Source organism: Streptomyces sp. NPDC029139, assembly GCF_055564335.1.
The window spans coordinates 391063-413560 of sequence record NZ_JBVHWN010000002.1 but is presented as its reverse complement, the minus strand read 5'-3'; the positions used below and the strand labels follow the sequence as shown (position 1 = coordinate 413560).

At 73.1% G+C, this 22498-nt stretch carries 21 protein-coding genes and 1 riboswitch; of the genes, 12 read left to right on the top strand and 9 right to left on the bottom strand.

The window, feature by feature from the left end:
* Positions 1-21: 21 nt before the first annotated feature.
* Positions 22-1086, top strand: a complete 1065-nt coding sequence (gene trpD, locus ACZ4VW_RS05995; RefSeq protein ID WP_467958860.1) for an anthranilate phosphoribosyltransferase — start codon at positions 22-24, stop codon at positions 1084-1086.
* Between the two features lie 131 nt (positions 1087-1217).
* Positions 1218-1334: riboswitch (SAM riboswitch) on the top strand.
* A gap of 187 nt (positions 1335-1521) precedes the next feature.
* The gene (locus ACZ4VW_RS05990; RefSeq protein WP_467958859.1) at positions 1522-2916 is read left to right on the top strand and encodes an aminotransferase class V-fold PLP-dependent enzyme; all 1395 of its coding nucleotides are present in this window, start codon (positions 1522-1524) and stop codon (positions 2914-2916) included.
* A gap of 10 nt (positions 2917-2926) precedes the next feature.
* Here the strand turns inward: ACZ4VW_RS05990 and ACZ4VW_RS05985 are convergent, their stop codons facing one another.
* The 7 genes from ACZ4VW_RS05985 to ACZ4VW_RS05955 all read right to left on the bottom strand — a co-directional run bounded on the left by ACZ4VW_RS05985 (position 2927) and on the right by ACZ4VW_RS05955 (position 9153).
* A complete protein-coding gene (locus tag ACZ4VW_RS05985) occupies positions 2927-4078 on the bottom strand; it encodes a glycerate kinase family protein (RefSeq protein ID WP_467958857.1) in 1152 nt (383 codons plus the stop codon).
* Complete coding sequence (locus ACZ4VW_RS05980) at positions 4075-5505, bottom strand: SLC13 family permease (RefSeq protein WP_467959579.1); 1431 nt, start codon at positions 5503-5505, stop codon at positions 4075-4077. The genes ACZ4VW_RS05985 and ACZ4VW_RS05980 overlap by 4 nt, the downstream gene beginning before the upstream one ends.
* Before the next feature lie 77 nt (positions 5506-5582).
* Complete coding sequence (locus tag ACZ4VW_RS05975) at positions 5583-6242, bottom strand: response regulator transcription factor (protein WP_467958855.1); 660 nt, start codon at positions 6240-6242, stop codon at positions 5583-5585.
* Entirely contained in the window at positions 6239-7687 is a 1449-nt protein-coding gene (locus tag ACZ4VW_RS05970) for a sensor histidine kinase (RefSeq protein ID WP_467958853.1), read from the bottom strand. Before ACZ4VW_RS05970 ends, ACZ4VW_RS05975 begins: the two co-directional genes overlap by 4 nt.
* Positions 7662-8036, bottom strand: coding sequence for a small hydrophilic protein (locus tag ACZ4VW_RS05965; protein ID WP_467958851.1), 375 nt, complete (start codon positions 8034-8036; stop codon positions 7662-7664). Before ACZ4VW_RS05965 ends, ACZ4VW_RS05970 begins: the two co-directional genes overlap by 26 nt.
* Before the next feature lie 89 nt (positions 8037-8125).
* The gene (locus tag ACZ4VW_RS05960; protein ID WP_017238849.1) at positions 8126-8407 is read right to left on the bottom strand and encodes an Lrp/AsnC family transcriptional regulator; all 282 of its coding nucleotides are present in this window, start codon (positions 8405-8407) and stop codon (positions 8126-8128) included.
* Entirely contained in the window at positions 8404-9153 is a 750-nt protein-coding gene (locus tag ACZ4VW_RS05955) for a rhomboid family intramembrane serine protease (RefSeq protein WP_467958848.1), read from the bottom strand. The genes ACZ4VW_RS05960 and ACZ4VW_RS05955 overlap by 4 nt, the downstream gene beginning before the upstream one ends.
* A 190-nt stretch (positions 9154-9343) precedes the next feature.
* Between ACZ4VW_RS05955 and ACZ4VW_RS05950 the strand changes: the two genes are divergently transcribed.
* From ACZ4VW_RS05950 to ACZ4VW_RS05930, 5 genes are all read left to right on the top strand, one after another.
* Entirely contained in the window at positions 9344-9586 is a 243-nt protein-coding gene (locus ACZ4VW_RS05950; RefSeq protein WP_467958846.1) for a hypothetical protein, read from the top strand.
* A gap of 34 nt (positions 9587-9620) precedes the next feature.
* Positions 9621-10985 carry an NYN domain-containing protein gene (locus ACZ4VW_RS05945; protein WP_467958844.1) on the top strand — a complete coding sequence of 455 codons (1365 nt, stop codon included), beginning with the start codon at positions 9621-9623 and terminating at the stop codon, positions 10983-10985.
* Positions 10986-11241: 256 nt separating this feature from the next.
* Positions 11242-12270 carry a C40 family peptidase gene (locus tag ACZ4VW_RS05940; RefSeq protein WP_467958842.1) on the top strand — a complete coding sequence of 343 codons (1029 nt, stop codon included), beginning with the start codon at positions 11242-11244 and terminating at the stop codon, positions 12268-12270.
* 185 nt (positions 12271-12455) lie between these two features.
* Positions 12456-13484, top strand: coding sequence for a C40 family peptidase (locus ACZ4VW_RS05935; protein ID WP_467958840.1), 1029 nt, complete (start codon positions 12456-12458; stop codon positions 13482-13484).
* Positions 13485-13524: 40 nt separating this feature from the next.
* Positions 13525-14739 (top strand): hypothetical protein, encoded by a 1215-nt coding sequence (locus ACZ4VW_RS05930; RefSeq protein WP_467958838.1) that lies wholly within the window; start codon positions 13525-13527, stop codon positions 14737-14739.
* 42 nt (positions 14740-14781) lie between these two features.
* Here ACZ4VW_RS05930 and ACZ4VW_RS05925 read toward each other — a convergent pair whose 3' ends face one another.
* Positions 14782-16044, bottom strand: a complete 1263-nt coding sequence (locus tag ACZ4VW_RS05925; protein WP_467958836.1) for a glycosyltransferase 87 family protein — start codon at positions 16042-16044, stop codon at positions 14782-14784.
* Positions 16045-16133: 89 nt separating this feature from the next.
* Here ACZ4VW_RS05925 and ACZ4VW_RS05920 point away from each other — a divergent pair, with 89 nt between their 5' ends.
* Positions 16134-17276 (top strand): glycosyltransferase family 4 protein, encoded by a 1143-nt coding sequence (locus tag ACZ4VW_RS05920; protein WP_467958834.1) that lies wholly within the window; start codon positions 16134-16136, stop codon positions 17274-17276.
* Between the two features lie 169 nt (positions 17277-17445).
* Here ACZ4VW_RS05920 and ACZ4VW_RS05915 read toward each other — a convergent pair whose 3' ends face one another.
* On the bottom strand, positions 17446-19242 hold the full coding sequence (locus ACZ4VW_RS05915) for an AMP-dependent synthetase/ligase (RefSeq protein WP_467958832.1): 1797 nt from the start codon (positions 19240-19242) through the stop codon (positions 17446-17448).
* Positions 19243-19500: 258 nt separating this feature from the next.
* Here ACZ4VW_RS05915 and ACZ4VW_RS05910 point away from each other — a divergent pair, with 258 nt between their 5' ends.
* From ACZ4VW_RS05910 to ACZ4VW_RS05895, 4 genes are all read left to right on the top strand, one after another.
* Positions 19501-20268: a metallophosphoesterase family protein gene (locus ACZ4VW_RS05910; RefSeq protein ID WP_467958831.1), complete on the top strand. Its 768-nt coding sequence runs from the start codon at positions 19501-19503 to the stop codon at positions 20266-20268.
* Between the two features lie 91 nt (positions 20269-20359).
* Positions 20360-20803: an SRPBCC family protein gene (locus ACZ4VW_RS05905; RefSeq protein ID WP_467958829.1), complete on the top strand. Its 444-nt coding sequence runs from the start codon at positions 20360-20362 to the stop codon at positions 20801-20803.
* A 66-nt stretch (positions 20804-20869) separates the two neighbouring features.
* Entirely contained in the window at positions 20870-21985 is a 1116-nt protein-coding gene (locus ACZ4VW_RS05900; protein ID WP_467958827.1) for an ArsA family ATPase, read from the top strand.
* A 41-nt stretch (positions 21986-22026) separates the two neighbouring features.
* Positions 22027-22461 carry a DUF5304 domain-containing protein gene (locus ACZ4VW_RS05895; protein WP_467958825.1) on the top strand — a complete coding sequence of 145 codons (435 nt, stop codon included), beginning with the start codon at positions 22027-22029 and terminating at the stop codon, positions 22459-22461.
* The last annotated feature ends 37 nt before the right edge of the window (positions 22462-22498 follow it).

Genomic DNA, 22498 nt, shown 5'->3' with positions numbered 1-22498 from the left:
CGTGACGACCCAGGAGCTGCCATGAGCGCTGTGACCCCCGCTGGAGGCTTTACCACGGCGGGCCGCTCCTGGCCGGCCGTCCTGGACGGCCTGCTGACCGGCCGCGACCAGAGCGCCGAGGACACCGCCTGGGCGATGGACCGCATCCTGAGCGGAGAGGCCACCGACGCCCAGATCGCGGCGTTCGCCGTGGCCCTGCGGGCCAAGGGCGAGACCGTCGGGGAGATCACCGGCCTCGTCCGCACCATGTACGAGCACGCCAGGACGATCCAGGTGCCCGGCGCGACGGTCGACATCGTCGGCACGGGTGGCGACGGCGCCAAGACCGTCAACATCTCCACCATGTCGGCGATCGTGGTGGCCGGCGCCGGCGCCAAGGTCGTCAAGCACGGCAACCGGGCCGCGTCCTCGGCCTCCGGCGCCTCCGACGTCCTGGAGAAGCTCGGCGTCAATCTGGAGCTGACCCCGCAGCGGGTCGCCGAGGTCGCCGACGAGGCCGGCATCACCTTCTGCTTCGCCGTGAAGTTCCACCCGGCGCTGCGCCATGTCGCGATGGCCCGCAAGGAGATGGGCATCCGCACCGTCTTCAACTTCCTCGGTCCGCTCACCAACCCGGCCCGCGTCCGGGCCCAGGCGACCGGTGTCGCCGACGCCCGGATGGCCCCGATCATGGCCGGCGTGCTCGCCGAGCGCGGCTCCTCGGCGCTCGTCTTCCGCGGCGACGACGGCCTGGACGAGCTCACGACCACGGCCACCTCGCGGGTGTGGATCGTACGGGACGGTGCGGTGCGCGTGGAGGCCTTCGACCCGCGCGATGTCGGTATCGAGCTCGTCCCGGTGGAGGCACTGCGCGGTGCCGACGCCTCGTACAACGCCGACGTGGCCCGCCGGCTGCTCGCGGGCGAGACCGGTCCCGTACGGGACGCGGTGCTGCTCAACTCGGCGGCGGCGCTGACGGCGCTGGCGCCGGGGGAGGGCTCCCTGGTGGAGCAACTGCGCGAGGGAATCGCCAAGGCGGCGGAGTCGATCGACTCCGGTGCGGCGAGATCGGCCCTGGAGCGCTGGGTCGCGGCCAGCAACGCCTAGTTCGCCACCGGCGGGCCGGCCTCACAGGTCCCACACGTCCCACAGGGCCCCGCGTGCGCGGGGCCCTGGCACGTTCCGGAATCCGGACACGGGTTGCGCCGGGGCGATCACGTGGCATAGCTTCTGTGCCAGGTCATGAGTGACAGCTACGAAGCCCCGGCTTGCTGTCCGGCAACCCTCCGTCCGTGGCGGGGTGCCCCGGGTGAAGACCAGGCCGTGGACAGAAAGGTCCACGGCAAGCGCGGACCCCTCGAAACCTTGGGGTCCTGGTCCTCAGGGAGCCTCTCGTGAGCAAGCGAATGCGATAGGGCCTTCGGCCCCGTTTCCCCACCCTCCGCACGACCACCGTGTGTTGAGGCAACACCCGTACGAGGCACTCCACTTCGCGCTGCCCTGCGGGCCCTTCGCTGCCCCGTCCTGCCAGGAGATACCGCCATGTCCGCGTACCCGAACGCCGCCACCGCCACTCCCGCCGCCGCCGAGTCCGACGACCCCTGCTGCGCCGCCCCGCTGCCCGTCCTCGGCCGCGATGTCACCGTTCCGCTCGTGACCGGGGGCGAGGTCACCTACGCCGCGCTCGACTACGCCGCCAGCGCGCCGGCCCTGCAGCGCGTCTGGGACGACGTCGCCGCCTACGCCCCGTACTACGGCAGCGTCCACCGCGGCGCCGGATACCTCTCGCAGCTCTCCACCGACCTGTTCGAGAACAGCCGTGTCACGGTCGCCGAGTTCCTCGACTGCCGCGACGGCGACCAGGTCGTCTTCACCCGCTCCACCACCGACTCGCTCAACCTGCTCGCCGCCGCGCTGCCCGCCGACTGCCAGGTCTTCGTCTTCGAGACCGAGCACCACGCCTCGCTGCTGCCGTGGAAGGACGCGCAGGTCACCTACCTCAACGCCCCGCGCACCCCCGCCGAGGCCGTCGAGACCCTGGAGCGGGCCCTCGCCGACCGGGACCCCCACGGGCCCGCCCTCGTCTGCGTGACCGGCGCGTCCAACGTCACCGGAGAACTCTGGCCGGTGCAGGAGCTCGCCGCGGCCGCGCACGCCCACGGCGCCCGGATCGTCCTCGACGCCGCCCAGCTCGCACCCCATCACCCCGTCTCCGTCCAGGAGCTGGACGTCGACTGGGTCGCCTTCTCCGGGCACAAGCTGTACGCCCCGTTCGGCTCCGGTGTCCTCGCCGGCCGGGCCGACTGGCTGCGGAGCGCCGAGCCGTACCTCGCCGGCGGTGGCGCGTCCAAGAAGGTGGCCCGGCGCACCGACGGCGGTGTGGACGTCGAGTGGCACACCACCGCCGCCCGCCACGAGGCCGGTTCGCCGAACGTCATCGGTGTCTACTCCATCGCCTCCGCCTGCAAGGCGCTCACCGAGGCCGGGTTCGACACCCTCGTCGCCCGCGAGCAGCACCTGATCGCCACGGTCCGGGAGGGCCTCGCCGAGGTACCCGAGGTGAAGGTGCTCTCGCTCTTCGGCGACGACGCTCCGCGCGTCGGTGTCCTCTCCTTCGTCGTCGAGGGCTGGAACAGCTCGCACTTCGCCGCCGCGCTCTCCGCCGAGTACGGCATCGGCGTCCGCGACGGTCTCTTCTGCGCCCACCCGCTGGTCCGCACCCTGCTGGGCAGCGACCCGCAGACCCAGGGCGAGTGCGGGGCCCCGGAGGCCGCGCCGGGCGAGAAGTCGCTCAACGCGATCCGCGTCAGCTTCGGCGCCGGCACGCCGGACGAGCACGTGGAGCGTTTCGTACGGGCCGTGAAGGAGCTCGTCCGGGACGGCGCGCAGTGGAAGTACCGCACCGAGGACGGACGGTGCGTCCCGGACCGCGGCTGAGCCGTACCGCTCAGGCCGCCAGTCTCGTCCCCACCAGCACCATCCGCAGGGCCCGCTCGGCCGCGTCGGCGAGGAACTCGGCGCCCCGGTCGAGCGCCTCGGGCAGGGCCACCGGCGCGGGCAGGATCGAACCGTAGGCGTCCACCCCCACCGCCCTGACACGGTGGGCGCCGTGGCCGAGCGTGCCGGCCAGCGCGAGGACCGGGACGCCGTGGGCCTTGGCCCGGCGGGCGACCTCCGCGGGGATCTTTCCCCGGACGGTCTGCCCGTCCAGGGCGCCCTCGGCCGTGATGACGAGGTCCGCGCGGGCCAGCCGGGCGTCCAGGTCGATGTGGTCGAGCAGCACCTCGAAGCGGGGCAGTAGCCGGGCGCCCAGGGCGGCGAGCCCGGCCCCGAGCCCGCCCGAGGCTCCCGTGCCGGGGGCGGCCCGCAGGTCCACGGGCCCGGGGAGAGCGCGCCCGAGGACGACGGCCCAGCGCTCCAGGGCCGCCGACAGCGCCTCGACCTGCTCCGGGCTCGCGCCCTTCTGCGGACCGAACACCCGCGCCACGCCCCGCCTCCCGCACAGCACGTTGTACGGATTGCAGGCCACGAGCAGCTCGGCACCGGCGAGGCGCGGATCGAGGCCGTCCGTGTCGATCCGCTCCAGCCGGTGCAACGCACCGCCCCCACAGGGGAGTTCGTCTCCCTCGGCGTCCAGGAGCCGGGCGCCGAGGGCCTGGAGCGCACCCGCCCCGCCGTCCGATGTGCCGGAGTCGCCACAGCCGACCAGGATGCGGCGGGCGCCGGAGTCCAGCGCCGCCCGGATCAGTTCACCGACCCCGAAGGTGGTGGTGGCGGTCGGGTCCCGCCGCCCGGCCGGTACGAGGGAGAGGCCCGCGACGGCCGCCATCTCGACCATCGCGGAGGAGTGGTCGAGAAGCGCGAAGTGGGTGCGTACGGGTGCGCCCAGCGGGCCGGTCGCGACCCGGGACACCAGCGTGCCCCCGGTCGCGGCCGCCAGCGCCCGGGCCGTACCCTCCCCGCCGTCGACCAGCGGGATCAGATCGAGCACCGCGTCCGGGCGGGCCCTGGCCAGCCCCTCGGCGATGGCCTCGGCGGCCTCGGTGGCGGACAGGGACTCCTTGAAGCCGCTGGGGGCGACGGCGATGCGAAGGGTCATGGCTGGGTCTCCAGGAGAACGGGCACGCCGAGCAGCGGCCAGACGGCGAGGGCGAAGCACAGCACCAGGGCGGCGCTGAGCGGGGCGAGCACGGCGGACAGCCGCAGTAGCTGACGCGGAGTGAATCCGGGCACGCCGTCGGGCGGTTCGGAGAACAGCGCGACCGGTTTGGCGGACGCGGGCAGGGTCTGGCAGAAACCGGCGGCGGCCGTGGAGGCGAGCGCGGCGGCGACCGGATTGACCCCGGCCCCGGCCGCCGCGGCGATCACCAGGGGCACCAGGACGGACGAGCGGGCGGATCGCGACTGGAGCACCAGATGCGCGGCCGTGCCGACCACCACGACTCCGGCGAGGAAGGCCCAGGCCGGTACCCCGGCCGGCAGCCCGCCGACGAGCCATCCCGCAGCGCCCGAGTCGACCAGCGCGAGGCCCATCGCGGTGGTCGCCGCCATGAACAGGAGCATCGGCCACGGCACCGCCCCCAGCGCGTCCCTGAGCCGTACGGTCCCCAGCAGTGGCGAGGAGGCGACCACCGCGCCGATCAGCGCCACCACCGCGGGCGACACCCCGTGCATGGGTTCCGAGCACCACAGGGCGACCACCGTGCCGAGCAGCGTCAGACACCGGGCCTCCTCCGTGGTGAGCGGACCCGAGACGGCGGTCGGGGAGTGCTCCTGGAGCTGCGCGACGGTGATCCGTACCGGCTCTCGCCGGTCCGCGCGGCGGGTGGTCGTCAACAGCACGGTCTCCGCGGCCAGATGGGAGGAGACCACCGCGAGCGGCAGCCCGAGCACCAGCCACTCCACGAAGCCGATCCGCTCGCCCGTCCGTTCCAGGAGCAGGCCGACCGTGATGAGGTGAGCGCCGGCGCCGATCAGTGTGGCCACCGCCGACAGCAGCACGACGGTGGGGAAGAGCAGCGCCAGCATCACCACCAGCCGGCGCCGCTCGGACAGGGCCTTGGCCAGCGCGACGAAGACCGGCAGCGCGAGCGCGGCCCGGCCCGAGGTCGCCGGGACGGCGAAGGCGGTCACCACCAGCGCGGCGGTGGTCAGATGGACCAGCCGGCGTACGGTGCGGGCCCCGCTGACCAGGAAGGCCGCGGCCCGCCCGGCGAGCCCCGTCCGGGTCACCGCGGCGGCCAGCACGAAAGCGCAGATCAGCAGCCAGATCGTCGCGTCCCCGAGGGTGCCGAACAGGGTGTCGGCGCTGATCACCCCGGTCGCGGTCAGCGCGAGACCCGCTCCGAGCGCGACATGGGTGTCGTCGACCGGTGCGGCGATCCACGCGCAGGTGGCGAGGACGAAGACGGCCAGGGTGAGCCGGGCCTCGCCGCCGAGTCCCGGGGCGATGCCCGGGACGGCGAGCGGGGCGCAGAGGCTCAGGGCGAGACAGAGCCACACCGCCTGACGCAGGGAGAGGTCCACGCGCTCCACTCTCCGGGCGGGGAGTGAGCCACCCATGAGCCCTCCATGAAGGAGGGTTCATGCGCGCGAAGCCCCGGTCACGGCATGCGGTAGCCCATGCCCCGTACCGTCTCCAGACGCTCCGCCCCCAGCTTCCTGCGCAGTGCCCGGACGTACACGTCCACGATGTTGGAGCCGGGATCGAAGTCGTATCCCCAGACGTGGGAGAGGATCTGCTCCCGCGAGAGCACCTGCCCCGGGTGGCGCAGGAAGAGCTCCAGCAGCACGAACTCACGGGCGGTCAGGTCCACGGTCCGCTCCCCGGACCGCGCCCGCCGGGTGCGCAGGTCCAGGCTCAGATCGCCGCTGCGCAACACCGTGACCTCGGGCGTACGGGCGGCGGTGCGCAGCCGCAGCCGTACCCGCGCCAGCAGTTCCTCGAAGCGGAACGGCTTGGTCATCCAGTCGTCCGCGCCGCCCTCCAGGCCGGCCACCGTGTCCCGTACCGAATCACGGGCCGTCAACACGATGACCGGCAGCGTCACCCGGGCCTCGCGCAGCTCCCGCAGCACGGTGAAGCCGTCCCGGCCGGGCAGCCCGATGTCCAGGACCATCAGGTCGAAGCCGCCCGTGACCGCCCGGTCGAGGGCGGTGTCCCCGTCGGCGGCGACCGTGGTCGTGAAGCCGTTGGCGCGCAGTCCCTTCTCCACGAAGGAGGCGATGCGTTCCTCGTCCTCGGCGATCAGAATGCGGTTCACGGTGACTCCTCGAGGGCGAGTGCGAGTACGAAGGTGGCGCCGCCGCCCTCGGTCGGACGCAGGTCGACCCGGCCGCCCCGGTGGCCTTCGGCGATGGCCCGGACGATGGAGAGACCCAGGCCGGCGCCGCTGGTCCGGGCGCCGCGGCGGGCGGTGCCCCGCCGGAACCGTTCGAAGATGACCTCGGCGTCCTGCTCCTGGACGCCCGGGCCGCGGTCGGCCACGTACAGCTCGATCCGGCCCTCGGCCGCACGCGAGCCGATGGCTATCCGCTGGCCCGGCACGGTGTGCTGGACGGCGTTCTGGGCGAGCTGCACCATGGCCTGGGTGATCCGCTGGGGGTCGAGCACGGCCTCGCGGTCGGCGACCCCGTCGAGGACCCACTCCCGTTCGCCCAGCGCCCGCGCCTTGACGAAGACGTCGGCGGTCAGTTCCGCGAGCTGGACCGGTTCGGTGCGCACGAAGTCGGGGCGTTCGGCCTTGGCGAGCAGCAGCAGGTCCTCCACGATCCGGCTCATCCGGTCGAGTTCGTCGGTCACCAGCCGGATGGTCTCGCGCTGCTCGGCCGGGTCGTCGCCCATCAGCTCCAGATGGCCGCGCACGATGGTGATGGGGGTGCGCAGTTCGTGCCCGGCGTCGTCGACGAACTGGCGTTGCCCGGCGAACGCCTGTTCCAGACGGTCCAGCATCGCGTTGAAGGTCTCGGCGAGCGCGGCGATGTCGTCCCGGCCCTGCACGGGGATCCGCTGGGTCAGATCGCGCTCGGTCAGCTCGGCGGCCGTCGCGCGCACCACTCGTACGGGTGCAAGGATGCGGCCCGCGACGGCCCAGCCGATACCGGTCGTCATCAGCAGCGCCACCCCGGATATGGCGAGCAGGGCGCGGAACGCCTCGTCGGCGACGGCCCGCTCGGGGTCCGCGTGGAAGGCCACGACGAAGGCCGCGTCCGGTGCGGCGTCGCCGGGGGTCCTGATGGGCACCTTCGCCCAGCGGACCTCGCCCCGGGCACGGTCGATGCGTCCCGAGCGCGCGTCGCTCGCGGCGATGGCGTCGAGGGAACCGCGGTCGCGGTGCAGCGCCACGGAGTCCGGGATGTCGCGGGACTGCCGGATGACCCGCAGCCCCGGACCCCGCGTGCTCACGAGACCCAGAAGCTCCTCGTCCGGGTCGGAGTACTGGCGCTGGAGGAAGATCCGCAGGAGCGTGTCGGGGTCGGTGAACGGGAGCCCGGTCGCGGGGTCGACGCCCTGCTCCACGAAGTTGGCGAACTCGCCGGTCTCCTGGGTCAGCAGCTGGTTGATGCGGTGGTCCACGTCCCGCAGCAGGATCGAGCGGGTGGCCACGGCGACGGCGGCCAGGGCCACGGCCATCACGAGCAGCAGCCACAGCAGGATGCGGACGCGTGCGGAGACGCGGTGGTCAGCCCTCTTCACGGAGGTCGTCATCGTCGTCGCCGGTGGCCGAGGGCCCGGGCACGACCGCGTCGGAGGGCGGAGCCGGGGGAGTGGCACCGGGGCTCGGGGCCGAACGGCTCGGAGTGGCATCGCTGGGAGTGGCCTCGCCGGTGGGAGAAGCGCCGGTGGGAGAACCGCCGGGGGTGGCCCCGCCGCTGGGAGAGGAGCCGCCCGGAGAGGAACCGCCGGGAGAGGAGCGGGCCGGGGGCGTACCGAGTTCCACGGCGGGCGGCACCCGGGGTGCCTCGGGCTCGTCGGTCAGCGCGTAGCTCGTGGCGGCGATCCCCAGCGGGATGGCGACGACGGCGGCGAGCGTGGCCATGCGATGGGTGAAGGACATGGGATCAGGCTGACGGGCGCGGGCGCCCGCCGGGATGAGGCCCGGATGAGGATTCCTTCATCTTCGCCGCGGACGTCTCCGCCGCGGAGTCAGGACTCCAGGCCGATGGCGAAGGCCGCTTCGAGGTCGTGCTGGGAGTACGTACGGAACGCGACGTGGGTGTCCGTCGCCTCGACGCCGGGAATCTTGCTGATCCGGCCGGGGATCACGTCCGCGAGGTCGTCGTGCCGGGGCACCCGGACCATGGCGATCAGGTCGTACGTGCCGGTCACCGAGAAGACCTCGCTGACGCTGTCGAGCGCGGCGATCGACTCCGCGATCTCGGGGATGCGGTCCACGCTGGTCTTGATGAGCACGATCGCGGTGATCACGGCTGGCTTTCTCCCTCGGTCGCCGCGGCTGGGGCCTTCACCTTATCCCCATGGTGGTAGCGGCCCCAGGCGTAGAGGAAGCCGACGGCGAAGCCCACCACGTGCGCGAGGTAGGCGACCCCCGGGCCGGGCCCCGCCGAGCGGGCGGCCAGCCACTGGAGCACGAACCAGAAGAGGAGCACGATCCAGGCCGGGAAGCGCAGCGGCAGGAAGAAGAGGAACGGGAACAGGCTGGTCACCCGGGAGCGGGGGAAGAGGTACAGGAACGCCCCCAGGACCCCCGAGATCGCGCCCGAGGCGCCCACCAGCGTCTGTGCGCTGTCGGCGTGCACCGCCGCGTAGCCGAGCAGGGCCAGGTAGCCGCAGCCCAGATAGAAGAGGGCGAACCCGGCCACCCCCATCCGCTCCTCGGCCATCGCGCCGAAGACGTACAGGAAGAGCATGTTCCCCAGCAGGTGGAGCCAGCTGCCGTGGACGAAGAGGGCGGTGAGCGGGGTGAGCAGGGTGTGCGGCTCGCCGCTCATCAGCTCCGCCGGTACGACTCCCCAGCGGTGGAAGTACGCGCTCTGCGCCGCCAGGGCCGCGTCCCCGGTCCCGTACACCGGATTGAGGCCGGAGACCGGGCTGATCAGGAACGTGAAGCAGCACGCGGCGATCAGGCCGTACGTCACCGCCGGTCCGCTCCGCGCGCCCCGCCACGCACCCCGGGCCGACTTCCGCCAGTGGATCCGCCGCACGTCGATCATGGACATATCATGGCGTAACAGGGCTCAACTGGACAGAGTGCCTCGCCGTGACACCGGAGGCCCGTCCCGACCTCGGCTCCGCCCGAGCAGGGGGTGCCCCCGTGGCCGTAGGGTACGGGCAGTACTCCGCAGTTCGACGGCGCACCGCGGCACCCGCACTCGCATCACGCACATGAAAGAGGACGGCACGATGACGACGGTTCCCCTGCCGACCGCCGAGACCCGCTGGCGCTGCACGCTCTGCGGCAATCTGACCCGGTTCGACGTGACCCGCTCCTCCAAGGTCGTCGAGTACGTCCATCTGGACCTCGCGGGCGAACCGAAGGTCGAGGAGCGCGAGGTGGTCAGTGAGACCATCGAGTCGGTCCGCTGCCGCTGGTGCAACGCGGTGGACCAGATCGAACTGGTGGACAGGCCCGGCGCCGACTCCTGACGGAGCGGTGCGAATGACAATGGGGTGACGGATCGTGGAGCAGCCCGCGCACGGTGATGAACCGGCCGGCGCGGCAGGTGACGCTGCCGAGACGTTCGACCGCCCGCTGCCGGACGGTGTACGGCGGCGGGTCGTCGCGCTGGTCTCGGACGCCTTCGGCGGACTGACCGTCGCGGAGCTTCCGGCCCCCCTGCGGCAGTACGCGCGGTTCACCGCGAGCCGGCGGGCCAAGTTCGCGGGCAATGCCATGGCCGCCGCCCTGGAGAGCGATCCGCTCTTCCGGCAGCGGATCGGCGAACGGTTCAAGGAGGCCCAGCCCGTGCTGGCCGGGGCCGTGGAGTCCGGTGCCCCGCCCGCCGCGGCCGACCCCGTCGACGTGGCCGCCGCCGCCTACGTCCTGCGCCCCACCGGCTGGGTCAAGCTGGTCGCCGCCGCCGGCGAGGAGGCCCAGCGCGCGGACGCCGAGCGGGCCGACGAGGCCGGCCGGCGCGAGCTGGAGCGGCTGCGCGAGGAGATCGCCACCGCCAAGGAGCGCGGCCGCGCGGAGACCGAGCAGCTGCGCACCGATCTGGAGGCGGCCCGCAAGGAAGCCGAATCGCTTCACCGCAAGCTGCGCAGCGCCCAGAGCGATGTGAAGCGCGGTGAGGCCGCCCTGCGCCGCGCCCAGGCCGAGATCGACACCGTCAAGGCCGAGTCGGCCGCGCAGGTCTCGTCCGCCGAGAGCGAGACCCGGCGGCTCAGGGCCCGGCTCGCCGAGGCCGAGACGGCCCTGGAGGCAAGCCGCCGGGCCGCCCGCGAGGGGCGCTCCGTGGAGGACATGCGGCTGCGCCTGCTGCTCGACACCGTCCTGGACGCCGCGGCCGGGCTGCGCCGCGAACTGGCCCTGCCGCCCGTCTCCGTCCGTCCCGCCGACACCGTCGACGCGGTGGAGCCCGGCCGGATGTCGCCGAAGGACATCGCGGCCCGCGCGCTCTCCGAGACCGACCCCGCGCTCCTCGACCAGCTCCTGGCCCTGCCGCAGGCGCATCTCGTCGTGGACGGCTACAACGTCACCAAGACCGGCTATCCGACGATGCCCCTGGAGAAGCAGCGGCTGCGGCTGCTCGGCGGGCTCTCCGCGCTCGCCGCCCGCTCGGGCGCCGAGATCACCTGTGTCTTCGACGGGGCCGAGCTCGCGGCCCCGGTCCTGCTCGCCCCGCCGCGCGGGGTGCGCGTGCTGTTCTCCAAGGCGGGCGTCACCGCCGACGAGTTGATCCGTCAGCTGGTGCGCGCCGAGCCGCCGGGGCGGCCGGTCGTGGTGGTCTCCACCGACCGTGAGGTCGCCGACGGAGTGGCCAAGGCGGGGGCGCGCCCGGTTACGTCCGCCTTGTTGCTCAAGCGGCTTTCGCGTAGCTCGTAATGAGTCGTAACTCCTGCGCTTAATGCCCGAATTCTGGAGGGCGCACGGTCAAGTGGCCACTACTGCCCGTGTGGTGTGTGTAAATAAAGTGCCGCGTGGGCGAGATTTTCCTCATGAGGATTTGAACTGATCACAACCTGGTCACTAGGGTCAGGCCTCGAACCTTCGCGCGGTTGGTCATCCATCGGGGATGACAGCGGAGGAACCGCCTGCCGCAGCCTGGTTGGGCGGCTCGAGGAAGAAGGAGCTCGCCTTCGTGGCGTCCCACCGTCGTCCCAAGCAGCCGAGCCGCACCCGTGTGACCGTGCTCACCGCGACCGCCGCCGCGGCCGTCGCGCTCTCCACCCAGACCGGTGCCCAGGCGGCCCCGAAGCCGAAGATCGACGACGTGAAGTCGAAGGTCGACAAGCTGCACCACGAGGCCGAGGAGGCCACGGAGCAGTACAACCTGGCCGAGGAGCGCCGGGGCAAGCTGCAGAAGGAGATCGGCGCCCTCCAGGACAAGGTGGCCCGCGGTCAGCAGGAGCTCAACACCCTGCGCGACAACATCGGTTCGGTCGCCAGCGCGCAGTACCGCTCCGGTGGCATCGACCCGGCCATCCAGCTCTTCCTCTCCTCCGACCCGGACACCTACCTCGACAAGGCGTCCGCGATCGACCAGCTCGGCGCCAAGCAGGCCGACGTGCTCCAGTCGATCCAGGCCAAGCAGCGCACCCTCGCCCAGCAGCGCGCCGAGGCGACGACGAAGCTCGCCGACCTCGAGGACGTCCGCAAGACGCTCGGCGAGAAGAAGAAGGCATTCCAGGGCAAGCTCGCCGAGGCCCAGAAGCTGCTCAACACCCTCACCGCCGCCGAGCGCGCCAAGATGCAGGCCGAGGAGCAGCGCGCCAGCCGCGCCGCGGGCGACCGCGTCGACCTCGGCAACGAGGTGCCGGCGTCGCAGCGCGGCGCGGCCGCGCTCAGCGCGGCCGCCACCCAGATCGGCAAGCCGTACGTCTCCGGCGCCGAGGGCCCCAACTCGTACGACTGCTCCGGTCTGACACAGTGGGCCTACCGCCAGGCGGGCGTCGGCATCTCGCGCACCACCTACACCCAGCAGAACGACGGCGTGAAGATCGGCCGCAGCCAGCTCAAGCCGGGCGATCTGGTCTTCTTCAACAGCCTGTCGCACGTGGGCCTGTACGCGGGCAACGGCACGATCCTCCACGCCCCCAAGCCCGGTGCCTCGGTGCGCTACGAGTCGATGAGCTACATGGGCACCTTCCAGTTCGGTGTGCGCATCTGACGCAGCCGACGTGACGCCCAATCGGGTGGTTCGTCGCATCCTTCGCTGAGGTGACGCCCCGCCGGTGACCTGTGGTCTCCGGCGGGGCGTCACTTTGCGTGCCCATCGCCTTCGTTGGACCCACGGTGATCAACGGCTACTGTCTGCCGCGCCAGTCTGGGTAACAGCCGAACGGAGCGCGATACGTGGCGTCCCACCGACGACCTGCGAGGGTCACCGTCCTGACCGCCGCCGCGGCCACCGCCGCCACGGCCTTCGGCGCCGTCCCCGCCAACGCCGACCCCGGCGGCGCCCCCGCGGCCGCCACCAGGGCGACGGTCGACCGGCTCTTCGAAGAGGCCGAACGGGCCACCGAGGGCTACAACGAGGCCGACGAGCGGGCGGACGTCCTGCGCCGGTCGGTCTCCCAGGCACAGGACGGGCTGGCCCGCGGCCAGGAGCGCGTCAACCGCATGCGGGGCGCGCTCGGTTCGGTCGCCGGCGCCCAGTACCGCTCCGGCGGCATCGACCCCGCCCTCGCGCTGCTGCTCTCCTCCGACCCCGACTCCTACCTGGACCGGGCCTCCGTCCTCGACCGGGCGGCCGCCCGGCAGAGCGCGGCGCTCGGGCAGCTCCTGGGCGAGCAGCGCCGGCTGGACCAGAAGCGGACCGAGGCGGGCCGCCTCCTCGCCGAACTGGAGCGCAGCCGGACGCTGGTGGCCCGGCACAAGCGCACCGTCGAGCGGAAGCTCGCCGAGGCACGCCGCGTGCTGGAGTCCCTGAGCGCCCAGGACCGGGCGGAGTTCGACCGGGACGCCCGGGCCTCCCGCTCCGGCAGGAGCGGACTGGACGAGGAGGCGCCGCCGCCCGCCGACCTGGACCCGTCCTCCTCCCGCGCCGCCGCGGCGGTCGTCGCGGCGCGCAGCGCCATCGGCATGCCCTACGTGTGGGGTGCGACCGGCCCGCGCGCCTTCGACTGTTCCGGCCTGATGGTGTGGTCGTACCGGCAGGCCGGCATCAGCCTGCCGCGGACCTCCTCGGCGCAGCGGTACGCGGGACGGCAGGTGCCGCTCTCGCAGGCGCAGCCCGGCGACCTCGTGACGTACCGCAGCGACGCCAGCCACGTCGGGATCTACGCGGGCAACGGGCAGGTGATCCACGCCCCCTACCCGGGGGCCCGGGTGCGCTACGACCCGGTCGGGATGATGTCCCACGCGACGGTGACGCGGGTGTGACCGTACGGCCACCCGCACGTCTGCCCGTACGATCGGGAGCGTGGCAGGTCAGGGGTGGGGAGCGACGCGCGGGGCCGCGGCCTGTCTGCTCGCCGCCCTGCTGGCCTTCACCGGGTGCGCGGCCCCTGAGCCGCCCGACCCCGCGGCCCGCGAGATCCAGACGCTGCTCGACCGGCAGGCCCGGGCGATCCTGACGCGGGACGAGGCGGCCTTCGCGGTCGCGCTCGACCCCGCACTGGCCTCCACCGCCCTGAAGGAGTTCGACCAGCTGGCCGAGGTGCCGCTGGCCTCCTGGGGCTACCGCGTCACCTCCGTCGAGCGGCGGGGCGATGCCCGGGCGACCGTGCGCGCCGAGCTGACGTACCGGGTCGAGGGCTACGACCCCGGCCCCGTCACCACACGACGCGTGCTGGACGTGACCGAACGGGACGGCCGGTGGTACGTGACCGCCGACCGGCCCGGTGAGGACGCCGCCCAGCAGCTGTGGCAGCAGGGCCCGGTGGAGGCGGTACGGGGCCGGCGCAGTCTCGTCCTCGGCGTGGGGCAGTCGGAGCAGAGCCTCCGGGCGATCGCGGCGGCGGCCGACCGGGCGGTGCCCGCGGTCTCGGCGGCCTGGACCTCGCCCTGGGCCCGTCGGGTCGTCGTCCTCGTCCCGGCCTCGCTGGACGCCATGGGAGGGCTCCTCGGCTCCCCGGCGGCCTCGTACCGGGGCATCGCGGCCGTCACCACGGGCGAGGTCGGCGGCGGCCCGAAGGCCCCCGCGGACCGGGTGATCGTGAACCCCGAGGCGTACGGCGTCCTCGGCGACTTCGGCCGCCAGATCGTTCTCACCCACGAGGTGACGCACGTGGCCACCCGCGCCGCCACCTCGGCGGCCACGCCCGTGTGGCTGTCCGAGGGCTTCGCCGACTGGGTCGCGTACCGGGGGACCGGCCGCACGGCCGCCCAGGCGGCCCCCGAACTGCGCCGAGCGGTCCGCGCCGGCGACCTCCCGGCCGCCCTGCCGGACGACCGGGCCTTCACCTTCGGCGGCGACGCGGACGCCCTGGCGCGCGCGTACGAGAGCGGATGGCTGGCCTGCACGCTGATCGCCGAACGCTGGGGGGAGGCGAAGCTGACCGCCTTCTACCGCGCGGTCGGCGCCCACCCGGGCCGTGAGGGCGCGGTGGAGAAGGCCCTCCACGACGTGCTGGGCACGACCCCGGAGTCCTTCACGGCGGACTGGCGCGTCTTCCTGGGGGAGCGGCTGGGATGACACCGGGCCGGCCGCCACCACCCGTCACCGGCGCCCGCGCCCTCAGGCGACCGGCAGGCTCCTCGCCCGCTCCGGCTGCTGCACCGGGGTCACCACCGGAGCGAGCCCCGGCTCCGTCACCGTCTGCTGCCACAGGACGCGGCAGGCCGACACCGAGGCGGCGACCAGCAGGCCGTTCCGTACCAGCAGCAGTGCGATGCCCAGCGGATCGCTGTCGGTCACGTGCGAGAACCACACCGGGAACTCGAACTGCGTCACCGCCGTCGCCCACACCACCAGATGCGCGGGCCGGCGCATCCTGCTCGACCGGTAGACCATGCACACGGCGGCCAGACCGACCAGCCAGATCATGTACTGGGGGCTGATCACCCGACTCGTCGCGGTGAACAGCAGCACCGCCACGAACGCCGCGTCCGCCGGGGTCGAGGTCGAGAACACGCGGGCCTTGAACCGCCAGACCAGCAGCCAGCAGAAGGACGCGATCGTCAGGGCCATGGCCGCGCCCGCGACGGTGGAGACGTACGGGCCCAGGAACTCGATCGAGCCGTAGTTCATCCGCGCCTCGCCGTCCCAGCCGAGGTGCCGCGCCACATGGAAGAGCATCGCGCCCAGCGACTCGAGCTCCAGTCCCCGCTCGCGCTGGAACGTCAGGAACGCCAGCGCTCCCGGCGCGGCGAGCACGCACAGGAGCAGCAGCCCGGCCGCCGCGCCCGCCGCCGTCGACCACGAGCGGAAGGTGGCACGGCCGCGCGGGGTGCCGACGAGCAGCAGCGCCGGCCAGACCTTCAGCATCGCGCCGAGACCGGCCAGCGCGCCGAGCACCCGCGGGCGGGACAGCCCGGCGAGGAGCGCGGCCACGGCGACGGCGGTGACCATCAGGTCGTACCGGGCATAGGCGGTCGGACCGAGCAGGGGCACGCCCGCGAGCCAGATCCACGCGCCGTGCGGGCTGCGGCCCCGCCGCTTCCCCGCGTACATCAGCAGCCCGAAGACGAGCGCGTCGCACAGGAAGGCGAGCACGAAGAAGGCGGCGGAGTACTCCAGGAACGGCAGCAGCGCGGGGGAGAGGATGGCCACGGCGGCCAGCGGCGGGTACTGCCAGGTCACGTCGTCCAGCGGGTACGTGCCGGTCTTCAGGACCTCGAACCAGCCCTGGTAGATGTGCTCTATGTCGCTCGTGACGTCCGGACCGGGGACGGTGACGACCTTGAAGACACAGAGGAGCAGGACGACCCGGGTGAGTCCCCAGAGGAGGACGGGGTTTCTTCTCGCGCGCTCGGCAGCCGTACCCAGTACGCCCGTCATTCCTACCTCGTCCAATTCTGTCGGTCCGGTCCGCGCCTGCGGAGGGTGTGTTGCCGGGCGGGGGGTGAGGTCACGTACATTCGGCGTCGATGCACAAGACCCTGATCGTAACCAACGACTTCCCGCCTCGCCCCGGTGGAATCCAGGCGTTCCTGCACAACATGGCGCTGCGTCTCGATCCCGGACGGATCGTGGTCTACGCCTCCACCTGGAAGCGCAGCCGCGAGGGGATCGAGGCGACCGCCGCGTTCGACGCGGAGCAGCCTTTCACGGTGGTGCGGGACAGCACCACCATGCTGCTGCCCACTCCTCGGGTCACCGCGCGGGCGACCGCGCTGCTGCGTGAGCACGACTGCTCCTCGGTGTGGTTCGGGGCGGCGGCGCCGCTCGGCCTGATGGGCCCGGCGCTGCGCCGGGCGGGCGCGCGGCGGATCGTCGCGACGACGCACGGGCACGAGGCGGGCTGGGCACAGCTGCCGGCCGCCCGACAGCTCCTCCGCCGCATCGGCGAGGGCACCGACACCCTCACCTACCTCGGCGAGTACACCCGCTCCCGGATCGCGACGGCGCTGACACCGGCGGCGGCCGGGCGGATGGTGCAGCTCCCGCCGGGCGTGGACGAGAAGACCTTCCACCCGGGCTCGGGCGGCGAGGCCGTACGGGAACGGCTCGGGCTCAGCGACCGCCCCGTGGTCGTGTGCGTCTCGCGCCTCGTCCCGCGCAAGGGCCAGGACACCCTGATCAGGGCCATGCCGGAGATCCTGCGGCGGGTGCCGGACGCGGTGCTGCTGATCGTCGGGGGCGGCCCCTACGAGAAGGACCTGCGTGGCCTCGCGGCGACGACCGGCGTGGCCGATTCCGTACGGTTCACCGGCGCGGTGCCGTGGGAGGAACTGCCGGCCCACTACGGCGCCGGGGACGTCTTCGCCATGCCCTGCCGCACCCGGCGCGGCGGCCTCGACGTCGAGGGCCTCGGCATCGTCTACCTGGAGGCCTCGGCCACCGGCCTTCCGGTCGTCGCGGGCGACTCGGGCGGCGCGCCGGACGCGGTCCTGGACGGCGAGACCGGCTGGGTCGTGCGCGGCGACGCCCCGGGAGAGTCCGCCGACCGCATCGCGACCCTGCTGCTCGACCCGGAACTGCGCGCCCGCATGGGCGAGCGCGGCCGTGCCTGGGTCGAGGAGCGCTGGCGCTGGGACCTGCTCGCGGAACGCCTGAAGGACCTGCTGTAGCCCCACCCCGGCCGCCCCCGCCCTTCCCGGAAGCCGGGGAGGGGCAGGGCCGCCCCCCTCGGGGGGCCGTGGCATGTGATTCACGGGTGCGACGCGAGCCGGCCCCGCGGGCGGCGTGTGCGCCCGCGGGGCCGGCTCGGTGGTCGTGGGGATCGCGGCCCCCACCGCCCTACGGGCGGTAGATCGCCTCGATCTCGTCCGCGAAGTCCTTCGCCACCACGTTGCGCTTCAGCTTCAGCGACGGCGTGATGTGGCCCGCCTCCTCGGTGAACTGGGCCGGCAGGACGCGGAACTTCCGTACCGACTCCGCCTTGGACACCGCCGCGTTGCCGTCGTCCACCGCGCGCTGCACCTCGGCGAGCAGCTCCGCGTCCTCGCGCAGCGACGCCGCCGTCGAGCCCGCGGGCTTGCCGTGCTCGCTCGCCCAGCGGCCCAGGAACTCCTCGTCCAGGGTGACCAGCGCGCCCACGAACGGACGCCCGTCGCCCACCACCATGCACTCCGCGACCAGCGCGTGGGCGCGGATCCGGTCCTCGATGACCGCCGGGGCGACGTTCTTGCCGCCCGCCGTCACCAGGATCTCCTTCTTGCGGCCGGTGATGGCGAGGTAGCCGTCCTCGTCCAGCGTGCCGATGTCGCCGGTGTGGAACCAGCCGTCGGCCAGCGCCTCCGCGGTCGCCGTCTCGTTCTGCCAGTAACCCGTGAAGATGTGCTCGCCGTGCAGCAGCACCTCGCCGTCGTCGGCGATCCGCACCACCGAGCCCGGCAGCGGCTGCCCGACCGTGCCGATCTTCTGCCGGTCCCACGGGTTGAACGCGGTCGCCGCGCACGACTCCGTCAGGCCGTAGCCCTCCAGGACCGTGAAACCGATGCCCCGGAAGAAGTGACCGAGGCGCTCACCCAGCGGCGCGCCGCCCGAGATCGCGAACTCCCCGCGCCCGCCGAGCACCGCCCGCAGCTTGGAGAAGACCAGCTTGTCGAAGACCTTGTGCTTGAGCTTCAGGCCCAGGGACGGGCCCTGCGGCGTGCCGATCGCGCGGCTGTACGCGATCGCCGTGTGCGCCGCCTTGTCGAAGATCTTGCCCTTGCCGTCCGCCTGCGCCTTCGCGCGGGCCGAGTTGTAGACCTTCTCGAAGACCCTCGGCACACCGAGGATCAGCGTCGGCCGGAAGGCGGCGAGCTCGTCCGTGAGGTTCTTGATGTCCGGCACACAGCCCAGCTTGATCGGGGCCATCACCGAGGCGACCTCGACCAGACGCCCGAAGACGTGGGCGGCGGGCAGGAAGAGCAGGACCGAGCACTCGCCGGTCCGGAAGAGCGGCTTCAGGCGCTCCACCACGTTGCCGCACTCCGCGAAGAAGGCGCGGTGCGTCAGGACACAGCCCTTGGGGCGGCCGGTGGTGCCCGAGGTGTAGACGATCGTCGCCGGGTCGTCGGCGTGCGCGCTCGACATCCGCTCGTCGAGCAGGTCGTCGGAGACGTCCGCGCCCGTGGCGGTGAGCTGCGCGACCGCGTCGGCCTCGATCTGCCAGACGCCCTTCAGGGCCGGCAGGTTCGCCCGTACCGACTCCACCGACTCCTGGTGGGCCGCGGACTCGACGAGGACGAGCGAGGCGCCCGAGTCGCCGAGGATCCACTGGATCTGCTCCGGCGAACTCGTCTCGTACACCGGCACCGTCACGGCGCCCGCGCTCCAGATCGCGAAGTCGAGGAGCACCCACTCGTACCGCGTTCTGGACAGCAGCGCCACCCGGTCACCCGGCTCCACCCCGGCGGCGATCAGACCCTTCGCGGCCCCGCGGACCTCGGCGAGGAACTGCTGGGCGGTGACGTCCGTCCAGACGCCGGCCACCTTGCGCCCCATCACGGCGACATCTGGGTGCTGAGACGCGTTGCGACGGATGAGATCCGTCAGATTGCCGTCCGAGGGGACCTCGTACAGGGCCGGAAGGCTGAACTCGCGCAAGACTGCTGCTCCTCATCGGGCGCCGGCGCCACGGCTCTGTGTGAACGCACCGGTGCGGTCCAAGATCGGGCAGGTGCTCAGTGGGGGGTGAGCACAACTGGACTGCCCGGACGTTACCCATCAGTACTCGGTTCCCGATAGGGGGTCCTGGCCAGATGTTCGGTGCATCACACAGCTGTGGCGGTGCTTCGCGCACAGTAATCCACAGCTTTCCGGACTCGGAAGTAACCGCAGGTCCGACGCCCTAGGCTGAGCCGCATGAGGATCAACGTGGTCAGCGACGTGCACGGGAACGCCGGCGCCCTCGCCAAGGCGGGGGACGGCGCGGACGCCCTGGTCTGCCTCGGTGACCTGGTGCTCTTCCTCGACTACGCCGACCACAGCCGCGGCATCTTCCCCGACCTCTTCGGCGTCGAGAACGCCGACCTGATCGTCGAACTGCGCACCGCGCGCCGCTTCGACGAGGCCCGTGACCTGGGACGACGGCTCTGGTCCGAGCTGCCCGTCGACCGCGACACGGCCATCGAGACCGCCGTGCGCCGCCAGTACGAGGAGCTGTTCGCCGCCTTCCCGACCCCGACGTACGCGACGTACGGGAACGTCGACATCCCGGGACTGTGGGGCGAGTACGCGCGCCCGGGGACGACCGTCCTGGACGGTGAGCGGATCGAGATCGGCGGGCTGGTGTTCGGCTTCGTCGGCGGCGGCCTGCGCACCCCCATGCGCACGCCGTACGAGATCTCCGACGAGGAGTACGCGGCCAAGGTGGAGGCCGTCGGCGAGGTCGACGTGCTGTGCAGCCACATACCGCCCGACGTACCGGAACTCACCTACGACACGGTCGCGCGCCGCTTCGAGCGCGGCAGCCGCGCCCTGCTCGACGCCATCCGGCGCACCCGGCCGCGCTACGCCCTCTTCGGCCACGTCCACCAGCCGCTGGCCCGCCGGATGCGGGTCGGGGCGACCGAGTGCGTGAACGTGGGGCACTTCGCGGCGACGGGACGGCCCTGGGCGCTGGAGTGGTGACAGGGCCCCGGTGACGGCGCGATAGCCTTCGGTCGGCACGGTTCGTGCCTTTCGAGTTCTCGCCGGACCGCACAGTGGAGGAGCCACAGCGATGGCCGAACACACCAGCTCGAGCATCACCATCGAGGCAGCGCCGGCCGACGTCATGAGCGTGATCGCCGACTTCGCCCGCTACCCCGAGTGGACGGGCGAGGTGAAGGAGGCCGAGGTCCTGGAGAAGGACGAGGCCGGCCGCGCGGAGAAGGTGCGGCTGCTGCTCGACGCGGGCGCCATCAAGGACGACCACACCCTCGCGTACACCTGGACCGGCGACAACGAGGTCAGCTGGACGCTGGTCAAGTCGCAGATGCTCCGCGCCCTGGACGGCTCCTACCGGCTGGCCCCGGCGGGCGGCGGCGAGCGCACCGAGGTGACGTACCAGCTGACGGTCGACGTCAAGATCCCCATGCTGGGCATGATCAAGCGCAAGGCGGAGAAGGTCATCATCGACCGCGCGCTGGCGGGCCTGAAGAAGCGTGTGGAGTCGGGCCTGTAAGGGTCCCCGGCCTTCGGGGTGAGGGCCCGGGGCTCGGCCCCGGGGGGAGCGGTAACGTTCCCGCCCATGGGGATCATGCTCGTCACCGGGACCGGCGGCGCCGGCCGCACCACCGTCGCGGCCGCCACCGCGCTCGCCGAGGCGCAGGCCGGCCGACGCGTCCTCCTCGTGTCCGGCGAGGCCGACCGGCCACCCGGCGTGGACCTCCTCCGCCCCGCCCCCGCCGCCGACTTCCGCCGCGAGTTCCTCGCCCTCCAGGCCCGCTCCGGCGCCGCCCTCGACCTCCTCGGCGCCGCGCCCTTCGAGGACGCCGAGCTCACCGAACTCCCCGGCAGCCACCAGTTCGCCCTGCTCCGCGCGCTGCGCGACGCCGCCGCAGACGACCGGGACCTCGTCGTCGTCGACCTGCCCCCGCTGCCCGACGCCCTCGCCCTCCTCGCCCTGCCCGAGCAGCTGCGCCGCTACCTCCGCCGCCTCCTGCCGCCCGAACGCCAGGCGGCCCGCGCCCTGCGCCCCATGCTGGCCCAGCTCGCCGGCGTACCCATGCCCGCCCAGTGGCTGTACGCGACGACAGCCCGCTGGGAGGCCGAGCTCGCCGCCGTCCAGGCCGTCGTCGACGCCCCCACCACCACCGTCCGGCTCGTCGTCGAACCCGGCCCGGCCGCCACCGAGGCCCTGCGCACCGCCCGCCTCGGCCTCGCGCTCCACCGCCTCTCCCTCGACACCGTGGTCGCCAACAAGCTGCTCCCCGCCGACTCTCCCGACCCCTGGCTCGCCGGGCTCACCGCCCAGCAGCACGAGCACCTCGCCCGGCTCCGCGGCGCCTACGACGGGGCCGTGCACGCCCTCCCGCACCTCGGCCGGGACCCGCGCGGCCCCGAGGACCTCGCCCTGCTCGCGGTCGACGCGCGTCCCGCGCCGGTCCCCGAGTGGACCGTCGAGGACCGCAGGGACGACGACGGCATCCTCGTCTGGCACATCCCCCTGCCCGGCGCCGTCAAGGACGAGCTCTCCCTCGTCCGCCGCGGGGACGAACTTCTCCTCGCCGTCGGCCCGTTCCGCCGCAACGTCCCGCTGCCGCCCGCCCTGCGCCGCTGCACGGTCGCCGGCGCCGGGCTCGTCGACGGCGATCTGAGGGTCCGCTTCACCCCGGACGCCGGTCTCTGGCCGAAGACCCCGTGACGGCGTGTACCGTCGACGGTAGAAGCCGTGAGGAGTACGCCATGAGCGATTCGGACGCCTGGGCCAAGGCCTGCGCCGAGGACCTGGAGGCCGAGAAGGCCCGCCGTCGCGCCGCCGCCGGCGCGGAGCCCGGCTCGGCCGCCGAGGAGTTCCGCAAGCTCTTCGACGCCGTCGCCGACAAGGTCTCCACCCTGCGCAACCCGCTGATCGGCATGGCGGCGCAGAGCACCCTGCAGCAGTTCGTCAACCAGGCGAAGGCGGCCGTCGAGCCGGTCGTCGAACGCAACCCGCAGGTCTTCGACCACCTCGCCGCGGCCGGCAACGAGCTGCTGGCCGCCTACCGCTCGGCGGTCGAGGGCCACGAGACGCGCTGGACCCGGGACGAGCCCCAGGACCCCCGCCGCGAGGAACCGGGTCCGGAACCCAAGCGCGACGACGAAGGCCCCGGTACGGGGCAGCACATCGACCTGGACTGACCGGGAGGGGCGCCCCCCTCGGGTACGGTTGGGCCTA